General features: G+C 75.6%; 20 protein-coding genes. 15 read left to right on the forward strand and 5 right to left on the reverse strand.

Annotated elements, in window-relative coordinates; all coding sequences use genetic code 11:
- Positions 1 to 54 precede the first annotated feature (54 nt).
- The 5 genes from FHU37_RS26580 to FHU37_RS26600 all read left to right on the forward strand — a co-directional run bounded on the left by FHU37_RS26580 (position 55) and on the right by FHU37_RS26600 (position 5,827).
- Positions 55 to 1,422: a thioester domain-containing protein gene (locus FHU37_RS26580; RefSeq protein WP_179817167.1), complete on the forward strand. Its 1,368-nt coding sequence runs from the start codon at positions 55 to 57 to the stop codon at positions 1,420 to 1,422.
- Positions 1,423 to 1,674: 252 nt separating this feature from the next.
- Positions 1,675 to 3,339: an energy-dependent translational throttle protein EttA gene (gene ettA, locus FHU37_RS26585; protein WP_179817168.1), complete on the forward strand. Its 1,665-nt coding sequence runs from the start codon at positions 1,675 to 1,677 to the stop codon at positions 3,337 to 3,339.
- Positions 3,340 to 3,498: 159 nt separating this feature from the next.
- Positions 3,499 to 3,984 carry an acyl-CoA thioesterase gene (locus tag FHU37_RS26590; RefSeq protein ID WP_179817169.1) on the forward strand — a complete coding sequence of 162 codons (486 nt, stop codon included), beginning with the start codon at positions 3,499 to 3,501 and terminating at the stop codon, positions 3,982 to 3,984.
- Positions 3,981 to 4,838 carry a DUF8010 domain-containing protein gene (locus tag FHU37_RS26595; protein ID WP_179817170.1) on the forward strand — a complete coding sequence of 286 codons (858 nt, stop codon included), beginning with the start codon at positions 3,981 to 3,983 and terminating at the stop codon, positions 4,836 to 4,838. Before FHU37_RS26590 ends, FHU37_RS26595 begins: the two co-directional genes overlap by 4 nt.
- Positions 4,839 to 4,948: 110 nt before the next feature.
- Complete coding sequence (locus tag FHU37_RS26600) at positions 4,949 to 5,827, forward strand: maleylpyruvate isomerase family mycothiol-dependent enzyme (protein ID WP_218904796.1); 879 nt, start codon at positions 4,949 to 4,951, stop codon at positions 5,825 to 5,827.
- 67 nt (positions 5,828 to 5,894) lie between these two features.
- On the opposite strand, the gene FHU37_RS26605 is transcribed toward FHU37_RS26600, so the two are convergent.
- The gene (locus tag FHU37_RS26605; RefSeq protein WP_179817171.1) at positions 5,895 to 7,853 is read right to left on the reverse strand and encodes a PucR family transcriptional regulator ligand-binding domain-containing protein; all 1,959 of its coding nucleotides are present in this window, start codon (positions 7,851 to 7,853) and stop codon (positions 5,895 to 5,897) included.
- Between the two features lie 401 nt (positions 7,854 to 8,254).
- Between FHU37_RS26605 and FHU37_RS26610 the strand changes: the two genes are divergently transcribed.
- The 6 genes from FHU37_RS26610 (at position 8,255) to FHU37_RS26635 (ending at position 16,170) form a co-directional block, all read left to right on the forward strand.
- Positions 8,255 to 9,133, forward strand: a complete 879-nt coding sequence (locus FHU37_RS26610) for an FAD binding domain-containing protein (protein ID WP_179817172.1) — start codon at positions 8,255 to 8,257, stop codon at positions 9,131 to 9,133.
- Entirely contained in the window at positions 9,124 to 9,654 is a 531-nt protein-coding gene (locus tag FHU37_RS26615; RefSeq protein ID WP_179817173.1) for a (2Fe-2S)-binding protein, read from the forward strand. The genes FHU37_RS26610 and FHU37_RS26615 overlap by 10 nt, the downstream gene beginning before the upstream one ends.
- Positions 9,655 to 9,659: 5 nt before the next feature.
- Positions 9,660 to 12,071: a xanthine dehydrogenase subunit D gene (pucD, locus tag FHU37_RS26620; protein ID WP_179817174.1), complete on the forward strand. Its 2,412-nt coding sequence runs from the start codon at positions 9,660 to 9,662 to the stop codon at positions 12,069 to 12,071.
- 43 nt (positions 12,072 to 12,114) lie between these two features.
- Complete coding sequence (locus tag FHU37_RS26625; protein ID WP_179817175.1) at positions 12,115 to 13,458, forward strand: XdhC family protein; 1,344 nt, start codon at positions 12,115 to 12,117, stop codon at positions 13,456 to 13,458.
- Complete coding sequence (locus FHU37_RS26630) at positions 13,455 to 14,834, forward strand: 8-oxoguanine deaminase (RefSeq protein WP_179817176.1); 1,380 nt, start codon at positions 13,455 to 13,457, stop codon at positions 14,832 to 14,834. The genes FHU37_RS26625 and FHU37_RS26630 overlap by 4 nt, the downstream gene beginning before the upstream one ends.
- Before the next feature lie 169 nt (positions 14,835 to 15,003).
- Positions 15,004 to 16,170: a hypothetical protein gene (locus FHU37_RS26635; protein ID WP_179817177.1), complete on the forward strand. Its 1,167-nt coding sequence runs from the start codon at positions 15,004 to 15,006 to the stop codon at positions 16,168 to 16,170.
- 11 nt (positions 16,171 to 16,181) lie between these two features.
- Here the strand turns inward: FHU37_RS26635 and FHU37_RS26640 are convergent, their stop codons facing one another.
- The 4 genes from FHU37_RS26640 to allB form a co-directional block, all read right to left on the reverse strand.
- The gene (locus tag FHU37_RS26640) at positions 16,182 to 16,817 is read right to left on the reverse strand and encodes a nucleotidyltransferase family protein (protein ID WP_179817178.1); all 636 of its coding nucleotides are present in this window, start codon (positions 16,815 to 16,817) and stop codon (positions 16,182 to 16,184) included.
- A 33-nt stretch (positions 16,818 to 16,850) separates the two neighbouring features.
- Positions 16,851 to 17,744: an IS982 family transposase gene (locus FHU37_RS26645; RefSeq protein WP_179816614.1), complete on the reverse strand. Its 894-nt coding sequence runs from the start codon at positions 17,742 to 17,744 to the stop codon at positions 16,851 to 16,853.
- Positions 17,745 to 17,806: 62 nt separating this feature from the next.
- Positions 17,807 to 19,069: an allantoicase gene (gene alc / locus FHU37_RS26650; protein ID WP_246451309.1), complete on the reverse strand. Its 1,263-nt coding sequence runs from the start codon at positions 19,067 to 19,069 to the stop codon at positions 17,807 to 17,809.
- Between the two features lie 93 nt (positions 19,070 to 19,162).
- Positions 19,163 to 20,497 carry an allantoinase AllB gene (gene allB, locus FHU37_RS26655; RefSeq protein WP_179817179.1) on the reverse strand — a complete coding sequence of 445 codons (1,335 nt, stop codon included), beginning with the start codon at positions 20,495 to 20,497 and terminating at the stop codon, positions 19,163 to 19,165.
- A 401-nt stretch (positions 20,498 to 20,898) separates the two neighbouring features.
- Here allB and FHU37_RS26660 point away from each other — a divergent pair, with 401 nt between their 5' ends.
- The 4 genes from FHU37_RS26660 (at position 20,899) to pucL (ending at position 23,642) form a co-directional block, all read left to right on the forward strand.
- Positions 20,899 to 21,198 (forward strand): thiamine-binding protein, encoded by a 300-nt coding sequence (locus FHU37_RS26660; RefSeq protein WP_179817180.1) that lies wholly within the window; start codon positions 20,899 to 20,901, stop codon positions 21,196 to 21,198.
- Complete coding sequence (locus FHU37_RS26665) at positions 21,195 to 21,563, forward strand: helix-turn-helix domain-containing protein (protein ID WP_179817181.1); 369 nt, start codon at positions 21,195 to 21,197, stop codon at positions 21,561 to 21,563. The genes FHU37_RS26660 and FHU37_RS26665 overlap by 4 nt, the downstream gene beginning before the upstream one ends.
- Positions 21,564 to 21,820: 257 nt before the next feature.
- Positions 21,821 to 22,741, forward strand: a complete 921-nt coding sequence (gene uraD / locus FHU37_RS26670) for a 2-oxo-4-hydroxy-4-carboxy-5-ureidoimidazoline decarboxylase (protein WP_179817182.1) — start codon at positions 21,821 to 21,823, stop codon at positions 22,739 to 22,741.
- Between the two features lie 7 nt (positions 22,742 to 22,748).
- Entirely contained in the window at positions 22,749 to 23,642 is an 894-nt protein-coding gene (gene pucL / locus FHU37_RS26675) for a factor-independent urate hydroxylase (protein ID WP_179817183.1), read from the forward strand.
- The last annotated feature ends 20 nt before the right edge of the window (positions 23,643 to 23,662 follow it).

Below are 23,662 nucleotides of genomic sequence, written 5' to 3' on the forward strand. Positions count from 1 at the left end.
CTCGCAGGGGCCGCGCAGGCGGACGAGACCCCGGACGCTCGTCTCGAGCCGGGCATGGTCAGCTTCGCTGACATCGACTACACCATCGGTGGCCAGGGGCCCGACACGATCGGTGCCGGCCTGTTCAAGATGACCATGCTCTCGGACCAGTCCACGATCTACACCTACTGCATCGACTTCCTCACCGAGACCCAGAACGAGGCCGAGTACGACGAGGTCGGCTGGGACGAGAGCTCGCTGGCGGGCAACGGGGACGCCGGCAAGATCATGTGGATCCTGCAGAACGGCTACGTCGGTCTGGAGGACTCCCTCGCCGGCCTGGCCGACAAGGCCGGTGTCGAGGAGCTCAACGACAAGGAGGCCGCCGCCGCCACCCAGGCCGCCATCTGGCACTTCTCCGACAAGGTGGAGCTCACCGGCGCCCCCGACGAGGGCTCGGTCCAGGGCGCCGACATCGAGGCCCTGTACCAGTACCTGGTGGACAACGCGCAGGACATCGCGGAGCCGCCGGCCTCCATCGACCTGTCCGCGGACCAGTTCTCCGGCAAGGCCGGCGAGCGGGTCGGCCCGATCACCGCCAGCGGCAACTTCGACAGCGCCGAGGTCGTCCTGGGCGAGGCCCCCGAGGGCGTCACCCTGGTGGACGCGAACGGGCAGCCGGTCAGCAGCGTCGCCCCGGGTCAGGAGTTCTTCGTCCAGATCCCCGAGGACGTCGAGGCCGGCAGCGCCGAGCTGAGCGTCTCCGCCGCCACCACCATCCCGGTGGGCCGCGCCTTCGTCGGCCACAAGGACGACAAGCGCAGCCAGACCCAGATCCTCGCCCGGAGCGAGAACACCGAGGCGAGCGACTCCGCCACCGTGGTGTGGGAGCCCGAGGCGCACACCGGCCCGATCCCGGCGTTCAACACCACCGAGAAGTGCGTCGACGGCGGCGTCGAGGTGGTCGTCAGCAACGAGGGCGACGAGGACTACACCTTCACCCTGGGCGGCACGGAGTACACCACCGCGCCCGGCGAGTCCACCACCGTCCTGGTCCCGGTCGAGGAGGGCGCCGAGTACTCCATCGTGATCACCGACGAGTCCGGTGAGCGCCTGGTGGCCGAGGGCATCCTGGAGTGCGAGGTCGAGTCGACCGTCGGTGGCTCCACTGGTGGTTCGGACGACGGCGGCGCCACCGCCAGCCCCAGCCCGTCCAACTCCCCGAGCCCGGCCTCGGCCGGCGGCTCCACCGGTGACGGCTCCACCGGCGAGGGCACCGACGGCGGCTCCAGCAGCAGCACCACCACCGGCGGCCCCGGCCTCGCCGAGACCGGCGGCAGCAGCGCCACCCCGATGATCGCCGGCGTGGCCGCGGCCCTGGTCCTGGTCGGCGGCGGCGTGGTGTTCTTCCTCCGCCGGCGCGGCAGCTCCGCCGCCGAGTGAACCGCCCCACCCGGTAGGCGACGGGTGACCCCGGCGCCGTGACCCCCGCCCGCCCGCCCCGACCGGACCAACGGCCCGGTCGGGGCGGCGGCGGGGCGGCGACAGGGCGAAGGCCCGGAATCCCCCCAGGGATTCCGGGCCTTCGCGCGTTCCGCCTCACCGCCCGATCCGGCGGCGTGTGACCCGGGCCCCGGCAGTGCGGCAAGATGGAGGCTCCCTGACCTAGCTGACAACGACGCCGGACGGTTCCTCTTGGCTGAGTACATCTACACCATGCGCAAGGCGCGCAAGGCGCACGGCGACAAGGTGATCCTCGACGACGTGTCGCTCAACTTCCTCCCCGGAGCGAAGATCGGCGTCGTCGGCCCCAACGGCGCGGGCAAGTCCACCGTGCTGAAGATCATGGCCGGCCTCGAGCAGCCCTCCAACGGCGACGCCTTCCTCGCCCCCGGCTACACGGTCGGCATCCTGCTCCAGGAGCCGCCGCTCGACGAGTCCCGCACCGTCCTGGAGAACGTCCAGGACGGCGTGAAGGAGACCAAGGCCAAGCTCGATCGCTTCAACGAGATCGCCGAGGCGATGGCCACCGACTACTCCGACGCCCTGCTGGAGGAGATGGGCAAGCTCCAGGAGCAGCTCGACCACGCCAACGCCTGGGACCTGGACTCCCAGCTGGAGCAGGCCATGGACGCGCTGGGCTGCCCGCCCGGCGACTGGCCGGTGACCAACCTCTCCGGTGGCGAGAAGCGCCGCGTCGCGCTCTGCAAGCTGCTGCTGGAGGCGCCCGACCTGCTGCTCCTCGACGAGCCCACCAACCACCTGGACGCCGAGTCCGTCCAGTGGCTGGAGCAGCACCTGGAGAAGTACGCCGGCACCGTCGTCGCCGTCACCCACGACCGCTACTTCCTGGACAACGTCGCCCAGTGGATCGCCGAGGTCGACCGCGGCCGCGTGCACGGCTACGAGGGCAACTACTCCACCTACCTGGAGACCAAGGCCGCCCGTCTGAAGGTCGAGGGCCAGAAGGACGCCAAGCGGCAGAAGCGGCTCAAGGAAGAGCTGGAGTGGGTCCGCTCCAACGCCAAGGGCCGCCAGGCCAAGTCCAAGGCCCGTCTGGCCCGCTACGAGGAGATGGCGGCCGAGGCGGACAAGATGCGGAAGCTGGACTTCGAGGAGATCCAGATCCCGCCGGGCCCGCGCCTGGGCAACGTCGTCGTCGAGGTCAACGACCTGCGCAAGGCGTTCGGCGACAAGCAGCTCATCGACGGGCTGAGCTTCAGCCTGCCGCGCAACGGCATCGTCGGCGTGATCGGCCCGAACGGCGCCGGCAAGACGACCCTGTTCAAGATGCTGATCGGCCAGGAGACCCCGGACACCGGCGAGATCAAGGTCGGCGAGACCGTCCGCATCTCCTACGTCGACCAGACCCGCGCCAACATCGACCCCGACAAGACGCTGTGGCAGGTCGTCTCCGACGGCCTGGACTACATCAACGTCGGCCAGGTCGAGATGCCCTCGCGCGCCTACGTCTCCGCGTTCGGCTTCAAGGGCCCGGACCAGCAGAAGCCGGCCGGCATCCTCTCCGGCGGCGAGCGCAACCGGCTCAACCTCGCCCTGACCCTGAAGCAGGGCGGCAACCTGCTGCTGCTGGACGAGCCGACCAACGACCTCGACGTCGAGACGCTCTCCTCCCTGGAGAACGCCCTGCTGGACTTCCCCGGCTGCGCCGTGGTCGTCTCCCACGACCGCTGGTTCCTCGACCGCGTGGCGACGCACATCCTCGCCTACGAGGGCGACTCCAAGTGGTTCTGGTTCGAGGGCAACTTCGAGTCCTACGAGAAGAACAAGATCGAGCGGCTCGGCCCGGACGCGGCCCGTCCGCACCGCGCCACCTACAAGAAGCTCAAGCGCGACTGACCTGGTCCCCGCCCACCTCACCGGCGCGGTGGGGAGGGGACGACCGTGGTCCCGGCGGCAGTCCGCCGGGACCACGGTGCGTAGGGTCGTCCTGCCCGATCGGGACCGCACCGGTCGCGATCACACCCACCACCGTCGTCGAGGGGAAACCGCGCCACGATGTCCCGCCACGTCTACGCCTGCCCGATCCGCTGGTCCGACATGGACGCCTTCCAGCACGTGAACAACGTGGTCTACCTCCGCTACCTGGAGGAGGCGCGGGTCGACTTCATGTTCACCCTGGCGTCCCGGGAGGGGGCCAAGGGGCTGGCCTCCGGCATCGTGGTCGCCCGGCACGAGATCGACTACCTGCGGCCGCTGGTGCACCGCCCCGAGCCGGTCACCATCGAGACCTGGATCACCCGGCTGGGCAACGCCTCGATGAGCCTGGCCTACGAGATCAAGGACGGCGACCTGGTGTACGCCCGCGCCAGCTCGGTCCTGGTGCCCTACGACCTCACCGAGGGCCGCCCGCGCCGGCTCAGCGAGGAGGAGCGGGCCTTCCTGCGCGGCTTCATGTCGCCCGAGCCCGAGCCCGAGCCGGAGCGGGAACCGGAACCGGGGGCCGCCGCGGTGCCGGCCACGCGCGGCGGGGACGGCGCATGACGCGGGTGCTGCGCCTGGCGGATCCGGCCGAGGCCGCGGGCCTCGCGGCCTACCTGGGGCGCCTGGTGCGCTGGGACCGCGCCGCCGCCGTGCGGCTGCGCGCCGCCGACGGCGTGCTCGCGCTCTTCGGCAACACGCCGTTCGGCGTGCTCGCGGTGCGCGCCGCGACCCTGGCCCCGGGCGCGGGCGAACTGGACACCACGGTCTCCGCCGGCGAACTGCTGCACGCCCTCCCGCTGGACGAGCCCGCCGCGGGGGCGGGCGCCGCCACGGCGTCCGAGGGCACGGCCGGCGCCGTGGGAACCGCCGCGTCGGCTCAGGCCCCGGAGCTGGCGGTGCCCCGGCAGGTCACCGGGGCGTCCTGGGCGGGCGTGCTGCCGCCCCGGTCGGGCTGGCGCGAACTGGCCGTCCTGCCGCTGCCCGAGCTGCGGGCCGAGGTGGCCCGCGGCGTCGCCGACTTCCGGGCCCGCACCGAGGCCCTGGCCGAGGGGCAGCGCACCCGCGCCGTGCTGGACCGGGTGGGGGAGGAGATCTGGTCGCGGACCGTGGCCGTCGCCGCACGACCGCCCGGCGCGGCCGCTCCCGGCGCGAACGGCACCCCCGCCCCGGAGGGCTTCCCGCTGCGGCTCGCCCACGCCGCGCAGGCGCTCGGCTTCCTCGGACCGGCGGCTCCCGGTGTTCCCGCCCCCGGCACCGGCCGGGACGGGGCACCCGCCGGCGGCACGGGGTGGACGGGGCCGTCGCCGGCCGTCGTGCTGCTGGGGGCCGGAAGCTGGCTCCGGCTGCGCACCCCGCACGGCTCCACCGTGCTCCGCCGGGCCTCCCACGGCCTGGGCCTGTTCCCGGTCCGCTGACCCGCGCCGGTCCCGCTGGCTCGTCCGCGGGATCCGGACCGCCGGCGCTTGAACCTCCCCCAGGGGGGAGGTCCTACGGTGCCGCGGACGGACCCCACCGAGGAGGAGCCATGGGACAGCCGGCACGACCGGGACAGCCGGGAGAGATGGAACAGCCGGGACAGGCGGGACAGTCGGCACAGCGGGAGACGCCGGGACGGCCGGGGCACCCCGGGCGGCCGGACGGCGCCCGGCTGGCCACCGGCCTCCGGGAGCAGACGGCCGTCCTCGCCGAGGCCGTCCGGGACGCCGACCCGGCGCTGCCGGTGCCGACCTGCCCGGAGTGGACCCTCACCGACCTCGTCGCCCACGTCGGCCGGGCCCACCGCTGGGCCGCGACCCTGGTGGAGCGGCGGGCCGCCGAGCCGCTGCCGTTCGAGGCGGTGCCGGACAGGGAACCGCCGGTGGAGACCGGCCGGTGGCCCGACTGGCTGTGCGAGGGAGCCGAGGCGCTGCTGGCGGCGGTGCGGGACGCCGGGCCGGGCGTCGCCGTGTGGACGTTCACCGGCCCGGCACACCCCGGCTTCTGGGTGCGCCGGATGCTGCACGACACGGCCGTCCACACCGCCGACGCCGCCCTCACCACCGGCCGGGCCTACGGGATTCCCGCGGACCTGGCGGCGGACGGCGTGGACGAGGCGCTGGGCTTCGCCTCGGAGCCCTGGGCGCTGGCGGCCAAGCCGGAGCTGGCCGAACTGCGCGGCCACGGCGAGCGGATGCTGCTGAGCGCCCGCGACGTCGCCCCGGACGGCGGCTGGCTGATCACCCGCACCCCGGACGGGGTGGTGTGGGAGCGCGGCGGCGGTGAGGCGGACGTGGTGCTGCGCGGCACGGCGGAGCAGGTGCTGCTGGTGCTCACCCGCCGGTTGCCCGCGGACGATCCGCGCCTGGAGGTCACCGGCCGGACGGCGCTGCTGGAGTACTGGCTGGAGCGCACCGCCTTCCAGTGAGGTGCGGCGCGGGGCCGGTGGTGCCGGTGAGAGCTGGTGGGGCTGTGGGGGCCGGTCCGTCGGCGGCTCACCGCATCCGGAGCGCCAGGAAGAAGTCCACCTTGTCCTCCAGCCGGGCCAGGTCCCGTCCGGTGAGGCGTTCGATCCGGGAGACCCGGTAGCGCAGGGTGTTCACGTGCACGTGCAGCCGGGCGGCGGTGCGGGTCCAGGAGCCGTCGCAGTCGAGGAAGGCCGCCAGGGTGGGCAGCAGCTCGGAGCGGTGCTGGGCGTCGTAGCGCTCCAACGGCTCAACCAGGCTCCGGCGGAAGCTGCGCCGCACCTCCTCGGAGGCCCCGGGGAGCAGCAGCACGTGGGAGGCCAGTTCGTCGTGGCCGGCGACGCAGACCCGGCCGGGCCGGGTCGCCGCGACCCGCCTGGCGTAGCGGGCCTCCTCCAGCGCCCCGCGCAGCGCCTCGACGTCCACGACGGCGCCGCTCACGCCGGCGATCAGCCGGCCGGTGGCGCCCAGGGCGTTCTCCAGTGGGCGCAGCCGCTCCTCCAGCGCGCCGGCGTCCAGCGCGCCGGTGTCCCGCGCGTCGTCCGGCGCGGCCTCGGCGGGGGTGTCGGATCCGCCGGGGAGGGGCACCAGGGCCAGGCACTCGCCGCCCCCGGACACGGTGAGCGGCGGGGCCGTCGCCGCCGAGGGGGACGGCGTGCCGGGGCCCGTCGGGGCGCCCGGGGCAGTGGGGGCGTCCGTGGTCGTGCCGGCGGTGGCGCCCGCCGGCACGGCCGACCGGGTGGCGGCGTGCGGCGCCGGTGGGGCGGGTGGGGTGGCGGTGCCGACCAGAACCGGGCCGGGGAGGTCGGCCAGGGCGTCCTCCAGCAGGTCCCGGAGGGCGTCCGCGGAGGGGGCGGGGAAGCCGGTGGCCTGCGCCGTGGCGGATATCACCAGCCACGGCGTGCCGCCGGCGGCCGGGTGGCCGATCCGTGCGCCGGAGGCGGCGACGCGCACGGCGAGTTCGGCCGGGTCCGCGTCGGCGGCGAGCAGGGTGACCACCTGGCGGGCCAGCCGGCGGCGCGGGAGCCGGTGCTCCTCCCGCCGGGCGCGTTCCGCGGCGGCCAGTTCGGCGACGCCGCCGACCAGGCGGACGCGCTGCTCGGACCACTCGGCGGGATCGCCCTCGACGGCGAGGAACCAGTCGCCGGTGAGCCGCCAGTCGGGTCGGCCGGCGCGTCCCGGCCGGGGGCGTGGGCGGCCGCCCGGCCGGGAGGGGTCGGGCAGGATTCCGGGGTCGGGGAGGTTCCTGGGGTTGGGCAGGTTCCCGGGGGCGGGGACCGGCACCAGCGCGTAGCTACGGCCGTGACTGCGGGCCGGGTGGGGGGCCGGCCGGCCGGAGTACTCGGCGTCCAGGTAGGCCCGGGCCAGGCGCACGCCGGTCGGTCCGCGGCGGGACACCACGGGGGTGCCGGGCGCCTCCGCCGGGTGCACTCCAGCCACCGGTTCGGGGGCCTGGTCGCCGGGGCCGGCGACGCACAGCCCGGTGGCGGTGAGCACCCAGCAGCGCAGGTCGAGGTCGGCGGCGAGCAGCCGGAGCACGGCGGCCACCCCACCGCCGAACGGGGCCGACAGCAGCATGCGGTGCCGCTCGACGACGGCGGCGAGGTCGGCGGCGCGCTCCGCCGACGTCCGCCGGATGACGAACTCCGACACGCTGGCGAACGCCACCGCCTCGGGCACGGTCAGCAGCGGCAGCCGGTGCCGGCGGCAGGCGTCCACCAGGTCCTGCGGCGGCGGGCCGACCTCGGCCTCCCCAGCGGCCAGCGCGGCGACCCCGCACTCGGCGAGGATGCGCACGAACTCCTCGGAGTCCTCCGGGGCGCTGTGCCAGCGCAGCCCGCTGAGCACCAGTTCGCCGCCGCGGAGGTAGCGGCCGGGGTTGCGCAGGTCGGTGACCATGACGGAGCGCACCGCCCGGTCCAGTTCCTCCGCCCCGACGACCAGCCGCAGCTGCAGCGCCGGCTCCTCCAGCAGGGCCGCGAGCCGCATCCGGACCTCCTTCCGTCCCGGGGGGACACACCGGGAAGACGCCGGGGACGGGCCGACCCTACCTCCGGCTCGGACGTCCGCACGAAGGCGCGGTGGCCCCGTTCCCGCGCGTTCACACGGTCGTCACGGCGCCGTCGCCCATCGAGCGCCTGTTCGGCGCACCGTTTCGTAGGAACCGACAACGCGCCGGAGGGTGGCCCTGCGGCGATTCGTCGGTTCACCGCATGTGCCGCGGCCCGACGGGTCGCTTTACTGAGTGTGACGGCAGCCGCCCGGGCCCCACCGCCCGCCGGCGCACCGCGGCACGCGGACCCGCTCGTACGAAGGCACGACGGACGGACGCGCGGCGCACCCGCGGTCCACGGACACGATCCCGCGAGGACAAGGAGGGCGCACCCCGCATGGACTTCCTGCGGCCGGCCACCTGGGAGGAGGCGCTCGCCGCCAAGGCCGAGCACCCCGCGGCGCTCCCGATCGCCGGCGGAACGGACGTGATGGTCGAGCTCAACTTCGACCGGCGCCGCCCCGAGGCGCTGCTCGACCTGGGGCGGATCGCCGAGCTGCGCGAGTGGGAGACCACCGACGACGGCGTGCGGCTGGGGGCGGCCGTCCCCTACGCGCGGATCGTCCGGGAGCTGCGCGGGGCGCTGCCCGCGCTGGCGCTGGCCGCGCACACGGTCGGCTCGCCGCAGATCCGCAACCGCGGCACCGTCGGCGGCAACCTGGGCGCGGCCTCGCCCGCCGGCGACTCGCATCCGGCGCTGCTGGCGGCGGGCGCCGAGGTCGAGGTGGCCTCCGTGCGCGGGGTGCGCCGCATCCCCATCGACGACTTCTACACCGGCGTGAAGCGGAACGCGCTGGCGCCGGACGAGCTCATCGCCGCGGTGCACGTCGCCCGGGCCGACGGGCCGCAGCAGTTCTCCAAGGTGGGGACCCGCAACGCGATGGTGATCGCGGTCTGCGCGTTCTCGGTGGCGCTGCACCCGCGCACCCGCACGGTGCGCACCGGCATCGGGTCGGCGGCGCCGACGCCGGTGCGGGCCCGGGAGGCGGAGGAGTTCCTCGCCGGCGCCCTGGAAGAGGCCGGCCTGTGGGAGGGGCGCGGGGCGCTGCCGCCGGAGGTGGCGGCCCGCTTCGCCGAGCTGGTGCCGCGGGCGGCGAGCCCGATCGACGACGTGCGGGGCAGCGCGGCCTACCGGCGGCGGGCCCTCGCCGTGATGGCCCGCCGCACCGTGGGCTGGACCTGGGACGAGTACCGGAGGACCGATCGATGCGCGTGAGCTTCACCGTCAACGGTCGTCGGCTCGAGGCCGACGACGTGTGGGAGGGCGAGAGCCTGCTGTACGTGCTGCGCGAGCGGCTGGGCCTGCCGGGCGCGAAGAACGCCTGCGAGCAGGGCGAGTGCGGCTCCTGCACGGTGCGCCTGGACGGCGTCCCGGTGTGCGCCTGCCTGGTCGCCGCGGGGCAGGCGCAGGACCGCGCGGTGGAGACGGTGGAGGGGCTGGGGACGGCGTCCGGGCTGTCGCCGGTGCAGCGGGCCTTCGTCGACGCGGGCGCGGTGCAGTGCGGCTTCTGCACGCCCGGTCTGCTGGTGGCGGTGGACGAACTGCTGGAGCGCGTCCCGCGGCCGTCGGACGCGGACGTGCGCGAGGCGCTCTCGGGCAACCTGTGCCGCTGCACCGGCTACGAGAAGATCCTGGAGGCGGTGCGCCTGGCCGCCGGCGGCCCGGACGCGCCGGGTGCTGCGGCGGGGCCGGCGGCCGGCGAGGCCGGGGGCGCCCCCGCGGGAGAGGCGGGCTGAGCGGCATGGCGGTGACGCGTACCCCGAGCCGGATCACCACCGGCGTGGCCGGCGGCATCGGCACCTCCGCGCCGCGCCCGGACGGCGCCCTGAAGGTGACCGGCGAGTTCGCCTACTCCTCCGACCTGTGGGCCGAGGACATGCTGTGGGGCTTCACCCTGCGCAGCCCGCACGCCCACGCCGAGATCCGCTCCATCGACACCACTGGGGCGCTGCGGGTGCCGGGCGTGCACGCGGTGCTCACCCACGAGGACCTGCCCGCCAAGACGCACTACGGCCTGGAGATCGCGGACCAGCCGGTGCTGGCCATCGGACGGGTGCGGTTCCACGGCGAGCCGGTGGCCCTGGTGGCCGCGGACCACCCGGAGACGGCCCGGCGGGCCGCGGAGCGCATCCGGGTGGAGTACGTGGAGCTGGAACCGATCGTCGACGAGGCGACCGCCACGGCCCCCGACGCGGCGGTGCTCCACCCGGGGCGCACGGACCGGCACTCCCGGCACGTCCCCCACCCGAACATCGTCCACCGGCAGCCGATCCGGCGCGGCGACGTCGCCGCGGCCCGCGCCGCGGCCGACGTGGTGGTGCGCGGCGACTACGAGGTGGGCATGCAGGACCAGGCGTTCCTCGGGCCCGAGTCCGGCCTCGCGGTGCCGGCCGAGGACGGCGGCGTGGACCTGTACATCGCCACCCAGTGGCTGCACGTGGACCGCGACCAGCTCGCGCCGGTGCTGGGCCTGCCGCCGGAGAAGGTGCGCCTGACGCTGTCCGGCGTGGGCGGGGCGTTCGGCGCCCGCGAGGACCTCTCGATGCAGGCGCACGCCTGCCTGCTGGCGCTGCGCACCGGCCGCCCGGTGAAGATCGTCTACTCCCGCGAGGAGTCGTTCTTCGGCCATGTGCACCGGCACCCGGCGAAGCTCAGCTACGAGCACGGGGCGACCCGGGACGGCCGTCTGCTCTACGTCGCGGCGCGGATCGTGCTGGACGGCGGGGCCTACGCCTCCAGCACGCCGGCCGTGGTGGGCAACGCGGCGTCGCTCGGCGTCGGGCCGTACGAGGTGGACAACGTGGAGGTGGAGGCGGTCGGCCTCTACACCAACAACCCGCCGTGCGGGGCCATGCGCGGCTTCGGCGCGGTGCAGGCCTGCTTCGCGTACGAGTCCCAGATGGACAGGCTGGCCGCGGAGCTGGGGATGGATCCGGTGGAGCTGCGGCGGCGCAACGCCGTCTCGCAGGGGTCGGTGATGCCCACCGGGCAGGTGATCGACGCCCCGGCCCCGGTGGCCGAGTTGCTGCGCCGGGTCAAGGAGATGCCGCTGCCGCCGGAGCGCCCCTGGCTGCCCGGGGCGGTGGTGGGCGACGGCGGCCCGGACGGCGGCGCCGGGGCGGTGGACGTCCGGGCGCTGCCCGGCGGCCTGTCCAACACCACCCACGGCGAGGGCGTGGTGCGCGGCGTCGGCTACGCCGTGGGGATAAAGAACGTCGGCTTCTCGGAGGGGTTCGACGACTACTCCACGGCACGGGTCCGCCTGGAGATGATCGGCGGGGAGCCGGTCGCCATGGTGCACACCGCGATGGCGGAGGTGGGCCAGGGCGGCGTCACGGTGCACGGGCAGATCGTCCGCACCGAGCTGGGCGTGGAGCGGGTGACGATCCACCCGGCGGACACCCGGGTCGGTTCGGCCGGCTCCACCTCCGCCTCCCGGCAGACCTACATGACCGGCGGCGCGGTCAAGCTCGCCTGCGAGGCGGTGCGCGCGGAGGTGCTGCGGCTGGGCCGGGAGCGGCTCGGGGGCACCTCGCCGCTGTGGGGGACCGACGACACCGGGCTGTTCCTGGAGGGTGGGAAGGTGGTCACCGCCGAGGGCAGGCCGCTGGCGTCGCTGGCGGAGGTGCTGGGCTCGGACGCGATCGACCTGACCCGGGAGCACCACCACCGCCGGACCGAGCCGTTCGACCTGCGCACCGGGCAGGGCTTCGGGCACGTGCAGTACTCCTTCTGCGCGCACCGCGCGGTGGTGGAGGTGGACACCGAGCTGGGGCTGGTGAAGGTGGTGGAGATGGCGGCCGCCCAGGACGTGGGGCGGGCGCTGAACCCGAAGTCGGTCGAGGGGCAGATCCACGGCGGCACGGCGCAGGGCCTGGGCCTGGCCGTGATGGAGGAGATCCTGGTCTCCGACGAGGGCCGGGTGCGCAACCCGTCCTTCACCGACTACCTCATCCCGACCTTCCTGGACATGCCGCCGATGCGGGTGGAGATCCTGGAACTGGCCGATCCGCACGCGCCGTACGGGCTGCGCGGGGTCGGCGAGGCGCCGACGCTCTCCTCCACGCCCGCGGTGGTGGCGGCGATCCGGGCCGCGACGGGGCGGGCGCTCACCCGGGTACCGGTCCGCCCGGAGCACATCCTCGGACTGTGAGGGGCGCCCGCCGCGCCGCTCGATCGACGAAGGAGGCCCGCTCGTGCTCGACATCGCCCGTGACCTGGTCCACTGGTGGGACCGGGGCCGTCCCTTCGCGGTGGCCACGGTGGTCGGCACCTCCGGGAGCGCGCCACGGGATCCGGGGGCGGCGCTGGCGGTGCACCAGGACGGCACGGCCATCGGTTCGGTCTCCGGTGGCTGTGTGGAGGGCGCCGTGTACGAGCTGTGCCGGGAGGCGATGGACACCGGCCGCCCGGCGCGCGCCCGGTTCGGTTTCAGCGACGAGGACGCCTTCGCCGTGGGGCTGAGCTGCGGCGGCGTCATCGAGGTCTTCGTCCAGCCGGTCCGGCCGGAGCCCTCCGTGGACGGCGGGGCGGCCGGGGAGGTGGGGGAGGCCGCGCCGGTGCTGCGGGCGTGGGCCGGTCAGGTGGCGGCCGGCCGGCCCGCCGCCCTGGCCCGGGTGGTGGACGGCCCCGCGGCGCTGCTGGGCCGGGCCCTGCTGCTCCGTCCGGCCACCGGCCCGGGGCCCACGGACGACCCGGAGCCCCCGGCGCCCTCGGCAGCGGTCACGGAGGGCGCGGAGGCGTCCTGGGGGGCCTTCCGGGTGACCGGCACCCTCGGTTCGCCGGTGCTGGACCGGGCGGCGGCCGGGCACGCCGCCGCCCTGCTGGACCGGGGCGGGGCCGACACCGCGCGGATCCCGCTGCCGCCGGACGTGGCGTCCGACGGCGGCGCGGGGCCGGCCGCCGAGGGGGATTCGCCGGAGTGCGGCCCCACCCTCACCCTGCTGGTGGAGACAGCCGTGCCGGCCCCCCGCATGCTGGTCTACGGCGCCGTCGACTTCGCCGCCGCCATGGTGCGCGCCGGGCGGCTGCTCGGCTTCGCGGTGACGGTGTGCGACGCCCGGCCGGTCTTCGCCACCCGCGCCCGCTTCCCGGAGGCCGACGAGGTGGTGGTCGACTGGCCGCACCGCCACCTCGCCGCCCTCGCCGACCGGCCGGGGGCGTTGGACGGCCGCACCGCCGTGGTGGTGCTCACCCACGACGCCAAGTTCGACGTCCCGCTGCTGGAGACGGCGCTGCGCCTGCCGGTCGGCTACGTCGGCGCGATGGGCTCCCGCCGCACGCACGGCCAGCGTGTGGCGGCCCTGCGCGAGGCCGGGCTGTCCCCGGCCGAGCTCGACCGGCTGCGCTCGCCCATCGGGCTGGACCTGGGCGCCCGCACCCCGGAGGAGACCGCCGTGGCCATCGCCGCCGAGATCGTCGCCGACCGGCGCGGCGGCAGCGGCCGGCCGCTCAGCGCCACCGACGGCCCCATCCACCCCGACCCACCCCGCCCGCACCGCCGCCCCGCGGCGGCCCTCGAGGTCAGGAGTCCCGCATGAACAGCCCGCAGGCCCCGCTGGGGCGGATCGTCATCGAGAACTGCGCCGTGGCGACGGTCGACGCCCGGGGCACCGAGTACGCCCGGGGCCACGTGGTGGTGGCCGGCAACCGCGTCGAGGCGGTCGGCGACGGCCCGGCGCCGCGCGACCTGCCCGGGGTGACGCGGCGGATCGACGCCGAGGGGCACCTGCTCACCCCGGGCCTGGTCAACACCCACCACCACTTCTACCAGTGGATCACCCGGGGCCTGGCCCAGAACTCCAACCTCTTCGACTGGCTCGTCGCGCTGTACCCCACGTGGGCCCGGATCGACGCCGAGCTCACCCACGCCGCCGCGCGCGGTTCGCTGGCCGCGCTCGCGCTGTCCGGATGCACCACCGCCTCCGACCACCACTACGTCTTCCCCCGGGACGGCGGGGACTGCCTGGGCGCCGAGATCGAGGCGGCGGCCGAACTCGGCGTCCGGTTCACCGCCTGCCGGGGGTCGATGGACCTGGGGCGCTCCCGTGGCGGGCTGCCCCCGGACTTCGCGGTGGAGTCCACCGAGGACGCCCTGCTCGCCACGGAGGAGGCGATCGACCGCTGGCACGACGCCTCGCCGGACTCGATGCTGCGGGTGGCCGTCGCCCCCTGCTCCCCCTTCTCGGTCACCACCGACCTGCTCAAGGAGGCCGCGGTGCTGGCCCGCCGCAAGGGCGTGCGGCTGCACACCCACGGCTCGGAGACCGTGGAGGAGGAACGTTTCTGCATCGAGCGGTTCGGCCTGGGGCCCACCGACTACCTGGAGTCGACCGGCTGGCTGGGCGAGGACGTGTGGATGGCGCACTGCGTCCACATGTCCGACTCCGACATCGCCGCGTTCGCCCGCACCGGCACGGGGGTGGCCCACTGCCCCTCCTCCAACGCGCGGCTGGCCGCCGGCACCGCCCGGGTCCCGGCCATGCTGGCGGCGGGCGTCCCGGTCGGCCTGGGCGTGGACGGCGCGGCCTCCAACGAATCGGGGGAACTGGGCACCGAACTGCGCAACGCGGTGCTGGTGGCGCGGCTCGGCGCCGGCCCGGAGGCGCTGACCGTGCGGCAGGCGCTGCGGCTCGGCACCATGGGCGGCGCCCGGGTGCTCGGCCGGGACCGGGAACTGGGCTCCATCGAACCCGGCAAGCTCGCCGACCTGGTGCTGTGGAAGGTGGACGGCCTGCTGCACGCCAGCATCGCCGACCCGGTCGCGGCACTGGTGCTCGGCGCGGCGGCGCCGATCACCCTGTCGCTGGTGAACGGCCGGCCGGTGGTGGAGGACGGCCACCTGGTCACCGCGGACGAGAGCGCCATCGCCGCCCACACCCGTTCCGCCGCCCGACGGCTCGCCGAGCGCGGGTAGGGCGCGGCGGGGCGGGCGCGGCGCGGCACGGCACGGGGCGCGGCGGGGCCGGTGGTGGGAACCGTGTAAGGAATTGCCGATAAGAATTACATGAGAATCCCGGGTAAACGGACCCGGATATTCACCGTCCCCTTGGTCGGGGCCGAAAAGGGCGGGTACTTTCGCAGGTGTGAACGCCACGCCTTCCTCCTCCGCCGAGCCGCCCGGCCAGCCGGAACCGCGCGATCGACCACCGGTCCCCGACGCCGAGGCCAAGGCCGCGCCGCCCGCTCCCGAGCCGTGGGCCGCCCCCGCCGCTCCGGCGGGCCCCCCGGCGCCCGCGGGTGCTCCGGCCCCCGTCGGGGCCGCGGCGCCGGGCTGGGGCCCGCCGCCGACCGGTTACGCCCCGCCCTTCCCACCGCCCGCGGGGCCCGCCCCGACCGGCCAGTGGGGCCAGGCCGGCGCGGCCACCGGCGCCTGGCCGCCCGGGTACGCCGGTCACCCGCTGCCGGCCGGACGGCCCCGCCGACGCTGGCCGCTGATCGTGGCGCTGGCGACCGCCGGCGTCGTCGTGGTGGCCGGCGCGGTGGGCCTCGGGCAGGTCCTCGGCGACCAGGACACCGCCGCCGGTCCCGTCCCGCCGGCCTCCGGCGGCGCCCAGGCCGGACCGGACGGCGAGGGCGAGCAGCCGTGGCCCCAGGACGGCCAGGACGGCGCCGGCCCCAGGGGAGGCGGCGAGGAGGCCGATCCGGAGGACGGTGGCAGCGCCGACGGCGGCGCGCAGGGCGAGGACGCGCAGGGCATGGGGCAGCCCACCCCCGAGCAGTCCACCGGCGCGCCGGACGGCAGCTCGACCATCACCGACGAGGTGAGCGGCTTCGCGGTGCCGCTGCCGGAGGGGTGGACGGGGTCCACCTCCTCGGACGGCTACGCCTCGATGTCCACCGGCAGCTACGAGTGCGAGCTGTCCGAGGACGGCTGCGTGCGCGCGCTGGTGTACACCGGGGCCACCTCGGCGCCGGATCCCGAGGCGGCGGCGGAGACCGTGATGCCGGAGTTCGTCGCCTCCTCGATGGGGGAGAGCGACCCGGAGTACACCGAGGAGCGGGCCGAGCGGGTGGAGGTGCTGGGGCAGGAGGGGTACCTGCTGCGCTGGTACGTCACCCCGGAGACGGGGACGCCGGGCTGGTCCCAGGTGGTGGCGTTCCCCGCGGTGGCCGGCGGCGCGGTGGTGGACGGCGTCTACAGCGTCGTGCTCTTCGGCTTCGACGACAGCGCGGAGGCCCCGGATCCGGCCCTGATGGACGAGATCCTCCAGGGGATCAGCCCCACGGGGACCGCCGAGAACGCGGTGTGACGTTCCCTCCTTCAGGGCCGGGCCGCCCGGCCCTGGAGGGCGCGGAGGTCCTCGACCGTGTCGATGTCCGTGGGCTCCGCGATCCGCCCGCACTCGACGAGGCGCAGTTCGTCCTCGTGGGCGCGCAGCAGGTCGCGCGCGCCGCGGTCTCCGGTGGCCAGGGTGGCGGCCTCGGCCCACCAGCGGCGCCCCAGCAGCACGGGGTGACCGCGCCGCCCGGCGTAGCCGGCCGCCGCCAGGTCGGCGCCGTCGGCGTGGGCGGCGAGCAGCCGGGCCACGGCGGCCGCGGTGACGCCGGGGGTGTCCACCAGGGTCACCAGCGCGGCGGCGGGGCCGTCGGGGAGCGAGGCGAGCCCGGCCCGGAGCGAGGACGCCATGCCGGTCGGCCAGTCGGGGTTCACCACGAGCCGGCAGCCGGGCAGCCGGGCCTGGGTCCGGATCCGCTCGGCCTCCGCCCCGACCACCACGTGCACCGGGGCGCAGCCGCCGTCGCGCAGGACGGCGGCTGCGCGCTCGACGAGGAGCTCGCCCTGGTACTCGACGAGCGCCTTCGGCCGGCCGAACCGCCGTCCGGCGCCGGCGGCGAGGAGCACTCCGGCCACCGGTGGGGTAGGCGGGTCCGCCGCGGAGGGCTGGGGCTGGTGCATGGCGACCAGGCTAGATGATTGAGTCCGATGTTCTCAGTGGTCGTAGGCGATCAGTGAGCGTTTGACTGGGGCGTTGGTGTTCCAGTTGTGCCAGATCGCGGCGGCGAGGGCGAGGAGTCGTTGGGCGGTGCGGGCGAACACCCCTTGGGGTGTTCGCCCGCCGTGTTGCTCGAGGCTGAGCTGGCCTTTGAGGGTGTCGAAGACGGCCTCGATCCACTGGCGGGAGCGGGCGAGCCTGCCGTGGCGGGCTGGTTCGTCCTTGCGGTCCGGGCGAACGAGGTGGATGCCGAGCCGGTCGGTGAGGAACGCCTCGAACTCCCGCCCGGCGAAGCCCTTGTCCGCGAGGATGACCTGGCCGGCTCGCACGAGGTGGTGGTCGCGTTCGAGCAGTGCGGTCATCACTTCCCGCTCACCGATCCCGGGGGTGGCCAGGCACCAGGTGACGGGCATGCCTTCGGCGGTGGTGACGAGGTAGAGGCGTAGGCCCCAGAAGTAGCGGGAGTGGGAGCGGCAGTAGCCGTAGCCGGCCCATCCGGCCAGTTGGGAGCGTCTGACGGTCTCGCGTGAGGCGGCGCATGGGAGGGGTGTGGAGTCGATCAGCCGTAGGTTGTCCTCCCATGTGGGCACGGTGCGGGCCAGTGCCTCGATCACCTGGGAGATCAAAGGTCCGGCCGTGTTGAGGCGCTTGGTGTAGCCGGACTGCTGGGGCAGGTAGCGGAACAGGTGCCGCAGGCGGGCGTGGGCGAAGCGGAGCCAGTGGCGGGTCGAGGGGAAGCCGAGCAGGGCCTGTGCGACGGCCAGGCACAGCAGTTCCGCGTCCGAGAGTTTCGGGGGTCGCCCGATCCGGCGACGCGGGGCTGTTGGGGCCACGTGGTCGTCGATGAACACGTACAGTGCTGCCAGAAGGGCGTCTAGGTTTGTCGTCACACACGAACCAACGGACGCCCTTCGTCATGGTCGCGGCCAGCCCAAACATCGGACTCAATCATCTAGGCGTCGGCGGCGCGGGGCGTGGCGGCGGCGCGGGGCGTGGCGGCGGCGCGGGGCGTGGCGGCGGCAGCGGGTGTGGCGGTGGCGCCGGGTGTGGCGGTGGTGGGGTCCGCCGGGCGTGGTGCGGCGTGGGTGGCCTGCCAGCGGTCCGCCAGGGCCTGCCGGCCGGTCGCCGTGAGCCGGCCGAACAGCCGCAGCCGGGACAGCCCGCCGTCCGGGAACACCTCGACGCGCACGTGGGTGGCCGGGCGGGCCTTCTCCAGCCGCAGCCGGTGCCGGGTGTCCGGCTGGAGCGGGGTGCGGGGCAGCAGCTCGAACCAGGCGGCGGGGTCGGCCGGGTCGGTGGCGCCGGTGTCGCAGCCGAGCAGGGCCACCCAGCCGGCGGCGTTGCCCTTGAGGTAGCTGGTGTCGATCTCGACGGCGTCGATCTCGCCGTGGGCGGCGAGCCGGAGCAGCACCCAGTCGTGGCCGAGGTCGCGGCGGCGGCGGGTCTCCCAGGCGTCGTGCATGGCGCGCGGCCGGTCGGGCCGGATCAGGTTGGTGGGCGGGGAGTAGAAGCGGTCCGAGGCGTCCTCGACGGCGCCGCCGTTCTCCAGCGCGGCCAGGTCCACGGTGCCCAGGGCGTCCAGCCAGCCGGGGTCGGGCACGACCTCGCCGTGCACGCGCAGTCGGGCCACGCCGCCGTCGGGGAAGACGCGCAGCCGCAGGTGGGTCCAGCGCCGCGGGTCCTCGACGGCGAAGCCGTTGGCGGCGTGCCCGAACAGCGGCGAGCGGGACACCAGTTCGGTCCAGGCGACGTCGTCGGAGAGCAGCCGTTCGGGGCCGGGGTGGCCGTCGACGGCAGCCGCCTCGATGCTGGCGCTGGCCGGGTAGTTGCCGCGGAAGTGCGCCGTGTCCACGACGACGCCGTGCACCACCCCCGGCGCGCCGAGCCGGATCAGGGCCCAGTCGTGGTCGTCGGCGGCGGGGTGCGGCGTCCGTGGGCCGGTGCCGCGGCGGCGGCGGGTCTCCCAGCCGTCCATGATCTTGCCCTTGTGGCCGAAGGCCTCCGGGTCGAAGACGGCGGGCGTGGGGATGAGCAGGTTCTCGCGTTCGGCGAAGAACTCGTCGTTGGCGGCGATCACGCCGGCGCCCAGGCGGCGGTCCGCCAGGTCCGGCAGGGAGGTGAAGGGCAGGTCGGTGGCGTCGCGGTAGTCGGCGTAGGGGTCGCCGCCCGCGTAGGGGCGGGCGTCCCGGGCTCGGGGGTCGGGCGCTGCGGTCAAACCGTGCTCCTGGGGGGCGCGAAGGGCGAGGGGGTGAGGGGGCGCCGGGTGCGGGCGGGGGCGGGCGGCGAACCGGAGGGGGCGTTGACGCGTTCAGTCCCCGCGGCGCAGCAGGCGGCCGCGCGGCCGGCCGGCGACGTCGACCGGGGCGCCGCGCAGCCAGGTGGTGACCACCCGGCCGGTCAGGGTCCGGCCGGCGTAGGGGGTGAGCGGGTTGCGGTGGTGCAGCAGGGCCGGGTCGACGGTGAAGGTGTCCTCCGGGTCGAGGGCGACCAGGTCGGCGTCCCTGCCGGGGGCGATGGCGCCCTTGCGGTCGAGGCCGACGAGCGCGGCGGGCCCGGCGGACATCCAGCGCGCCAGGTCGTCGAGGGTGGCGCCGCGGCGGCGGCCCTCCGTCCACACGGCCGGCAGGCCGAGCTGGAGCGAGGCGATGCCGCCCCAGGCCTCGGCGAAGTCACCGGTGTGCAGTCGCTTGAGCTCCACCGTGGAGGGGGAGTGGTCGGAGACCACGGCGGCGAAGGCGCCGTCGGCGAGCCCCTTCCACAGCAGGTCGCGGTTGGCGTCCTCGCGGATGGGCGGGCAGCACTTGAAGGCGGTGGCGCCGTCCGCGACGTCCTCGGCGCTCAGGCACAGGTAGTGCGGGCAGGTCTCGGCGGTGGCGTGGAGCCCGTCGGCGCGCGCCGCGGCGAGCAGCGGCAGCACCCGGGCGGAGGAGACGTGCAGCACGTGCACCCGGGCGCCGGTGGCGCGGGCGGTGTCCAGCAGCAGGGCGACGGCGGCGGACTCGGCGTCCTCGGGGCGGGAGGCGAGGAAGTCCCGGTAGCGGCGGCCGGGCACGGCCGGCGCCGCGTCGAGGACGTCGGGCGACTCGGCGTGGACGATCGACAGCGCGCCGAGGCGGGCGATCTCGGTGAGCGCCTCGCGCAGCGCCGGCCCGTCGAGGTGCGGGAACTCGTCGACGCCGGAGGGGGCGAGGAAGGACTTGAAGCCGAAGACGCCCTCCGCGTGCAGGGCGGCGAGGTCCGCGGTGTTGCCGGGGACGGCGCCGCCCCAGAAGCCGACGTCCACGTGCACGTTGCCCTCGGCGGCCCGCCGCTTGGCGGACAGTCCGGCCGCCGTGGTGGTGGGCGGGATGGAGTTCAGCGGCATGTCCACGATGGTGGTGACGCCGCCGGCCGCGGCGGCCCGGGTGGCGGAGGCGAAGCCCTCCCACTCGGTGCGGCCCGGTTCGTTGACGTGGACGTGGGTGTCGACCAGGCCGGGCAGCAGGGCGAGGTCGCCGAGGTCGCGCACGGGCCGGCCGGGTTCGGCGGAGCCGTGCGGCAGGACGGCGGTGATGGTCTCGCCGGTGACGACGACGTCCGCCGGCCGGGTGCCGTCCGGGGTGACGGTGCGACGGGAGCGGAGGACGAATGACGACGAGGACATCTGCGCGACTCCCGAGGTGGCTGCTGACGGACGGCTGGGGCGGCTGACCGGACCGCTGGCGGGTGGGGCCTGCGGGACTGCTGACGGGACGAGTGAAACAGGCGGCGGCGCCGTGGCGGTGGTGCGGCGCCGGTGACGGGGCGCCACGGCACCGGTGGCGCGCCGACGGACGGGCGCCGGTCCGGCCTGGGGACGGGCGGGGGTGCGGCCCGGCGCTCGACGGTGAGCGGCGGCGGAACGGGCGGGGCGGCCCGGGGCCCGCGCGCGGGGCGTCCGCCACCGCGCCGGGGGCCGGTTGGAGCGGACCGGCCGACCGGAAGTCGCTTTCCGCATCATGGAGCCTATGGAGCGCGGCGGCGGACGTCAACGGCGCCCCGGCGGGCACGCCCTAGACTGCCGGCGTGCGCCTGAGGCTGGAGTTCACCACGGAGCCCTTCGACCTGGAGGGGCTGCCGCCGCACGCGCGGGCCACCCGCGAGGTCCTGGCGGCGGCCCCGCTGGACACGGTGGACGTGGGCCCGTTCGGCAACACCGTGGAGGGCGCCGCGGAGCAGGTCCTGGCCGTGCTCGACCAGGTGTGCCGGCGTGCCCTGGAGGCGGGGGCGAGCCGGGTGTCGCTGCAGCTGAGCACGGTGGACGCGGCTCCGGAGGCGCCCGCCCCGGGCGGTGGCGGCGCCGCGGACGGGCGGGGCGGCCGGTGACCGGCGCCGACGGCGCGCGGGAGCACCCGCTGACCCGGGCGGTGCGCCCGCTGCTGGACGCCGTCGGGGGCCGTGCCCTGGATCCGGCGGAGGCCGCCGACGGCGACGTGGTGCTGAGCTGGGAGGGCGAACCGGTGCTCGCCGTGCGGCTGCCCCACCTGGCCGGCGCCCTGGACCGGCTGCTGGCCGAACTGGCCCGGGAGTACGGGACGCCGCTGGCCGAACTCGACCGGCGGCGCAAGCAGGAGGTCGTGCAGCTCCTGGAGCGGCGCGGGGCCTTCGAGATGCGGCACGGGGTGGAGACCGTCGCGGCGGCGCTGGGCGTCAGCCGCTTCACCGTCTACAACTACCTGAACCGGGCCTGAGGCGAGGGCCGGGCCTGGGGTCCGGGGGCCGGTAGGCCGAGGCCGGGCGGCCTGACGGTGCGTGGGAGGGGCGACCCGCCGAACTTCAACAAATTGTTGACCTTCGCGGGTGGGCGGTTCTACCGTCTCGATGACGCCGTTCGGCCCGCGCGACCGCGGGCGAGACGTCGCGCACCGCTTCCGCCGCCTCCGCGTCCGACGACGCCCGTGGAGCGCCCCCGCCGCGCCGAGCGGCGCCCTTCCCGCAGGAGGTCCAGGTGACCGACCCCTCCCCGCCCACCGCACCGGCCCAGGTCGCGCGCCTCGACCGGCTGGCCGAGCCCGAACTGCGCGCGCTGCTCGCCGAGGTCTGCGCCGCCCGCTCCTGGGCGGACGCCCTCCTGGCCGCCCGCCCCTTCGGCACCGCCGCGGCGCTGCTGGCGGCGTCCGACGCCGCCACCGCCGCACTGGACGACCATGGTCTGGCGGAGGCCATGGCCGCGCACGCCAGGATCGGCGCGCCGCGCGAGGGTGACGCCCGGTCGGCCCGTGAGCAGTCCGGCGTCCGGGGGGCCGATCCCGGCGTGCTGGAGGCGCTGCGGGAGGCGGGGCGCGCCTACGAGGAGCGGTTCGGCCACATCTTCCTGATCTGCGCCTCCGGTCTGCCCGCCGCCACCATGCTGGACCGGCTGCGCGAACGGCTCGGGAACGACGCGGCCACCGAACGCCGCGTCGCGCTGGAGGAACTCGCCAAGATCAACCGGCTCCGCCTGGAACGGCTGCTCACCGAGCCGGCGGCGGTGGTCCGGCAACCGGCGGCCGGGCGGCCGGACGAGACGCCGACCGAGCCGCCGACGGTGTCCACCCACGTGCTGGACACCGCCCTCGGGCGGCCCGCCGAGGGCGTACCGGTCGAGCTGGCCGCCGCACGGGACGACGCCTGCGCCGGCGAGGTGGCCTGGACCGTCCTGGGCGCCTCCGCCACCGACGCCGACGGGCGCTGCCGGGACCTCCCGGTGCCCCCGCCCGGCACCACGGCGGTCCGGCTGCGGTTCGCCACCGCCAGCCACCACCACCGCACCGCCGACCGCACGTTCTTCCCCGAGGTCAGCGTCGCCTTCGCGGTCGAACCGGGACAGCACTACCACGTCCCGCTGCTGCTCAACCCGTACGGCTATTCCGTGTACCGAGGGAGCTGACCCGACGTTGACCACCGTTCTCGGACAGAACCAGTACGGCAAGGCCGAGGTCCGCCTGGTGCGGGTGGTGCGGGACACCCCGCGCCACTCCATCAGGGACCTCAACGTGTCCATAGCCCTCTCCGGCGAGCTGGAGGCCACCCACCTGACCGGCTCCAACGCCCAGGTGCTGCCGACCGACACCGCGAAGAACACCGTCTACGCCTTCGCCCGGGACAGGGGCGTCGGCGAGCCGGAGGACTTCGCCATCGAGCTGGCCGGGCACTTCGTCACCAGCCAGCCGACCATCCACCGCGCGCGGGTCCGGGTGGAGGAGTACCTCTGGGACCGCATCGAGGTCACCGGAGCCGCGGCGGACGCCCCCGCGCACTCGTTCGTGCGTTCCGGCACCGAGGTCCGCACCTGCGAGATCCTCTTCGACGGCACCGCCCACCAGGCGGTCTCCGGCCTGAAGGAGCTGACCGTCCTCAACTCCACCGGTTCGGAGTTCCACGGCTTCGTCGAGGACCGCTACACCACGCTGCGGCCGGCCACCGACCGCATCCTGGCCACCCGCGTGGACGCCCGCTGGCGGCACGCCTGGACCGGTGGCGACGACCGGCCCGACTTCGCCGCCTCCTACGCCGCCGCCCAGCGCCACCTGCTGGAGGCGTTCGCCACCACCCACAGCCTCTCCCTCCAGCAGACGCTGTACGCGATGGGGCGGTCCGTGATCAGAAACCTGCCGGGGGTCGACGAGATCCGGCTGTCGCTGCCGAACAAGCACCACTTCCTGGTGGACCTGGAGCCCTTCGGCCTGGAGAACCCGGGCGAGGTCTTCCACGCCGCCGACCGGCCCTACGGCCTGATCGAGGGCACCGTGCTGCGCGAGGGCGCGGCGCAGCTGCTGCCGACGGACTGACGGACTGACTGGCTGACTGA

The organism is Allostreptomyces psammosilenae (genome assembly GCF_013407765.1).
Taxonomy (GTDB): Bacteria; Actinomycetota; Actinomycetes; order Streptomycetales; family Streptomycetaceae; genus Allostreptomyces; species Allostreptomyces psammosilenae.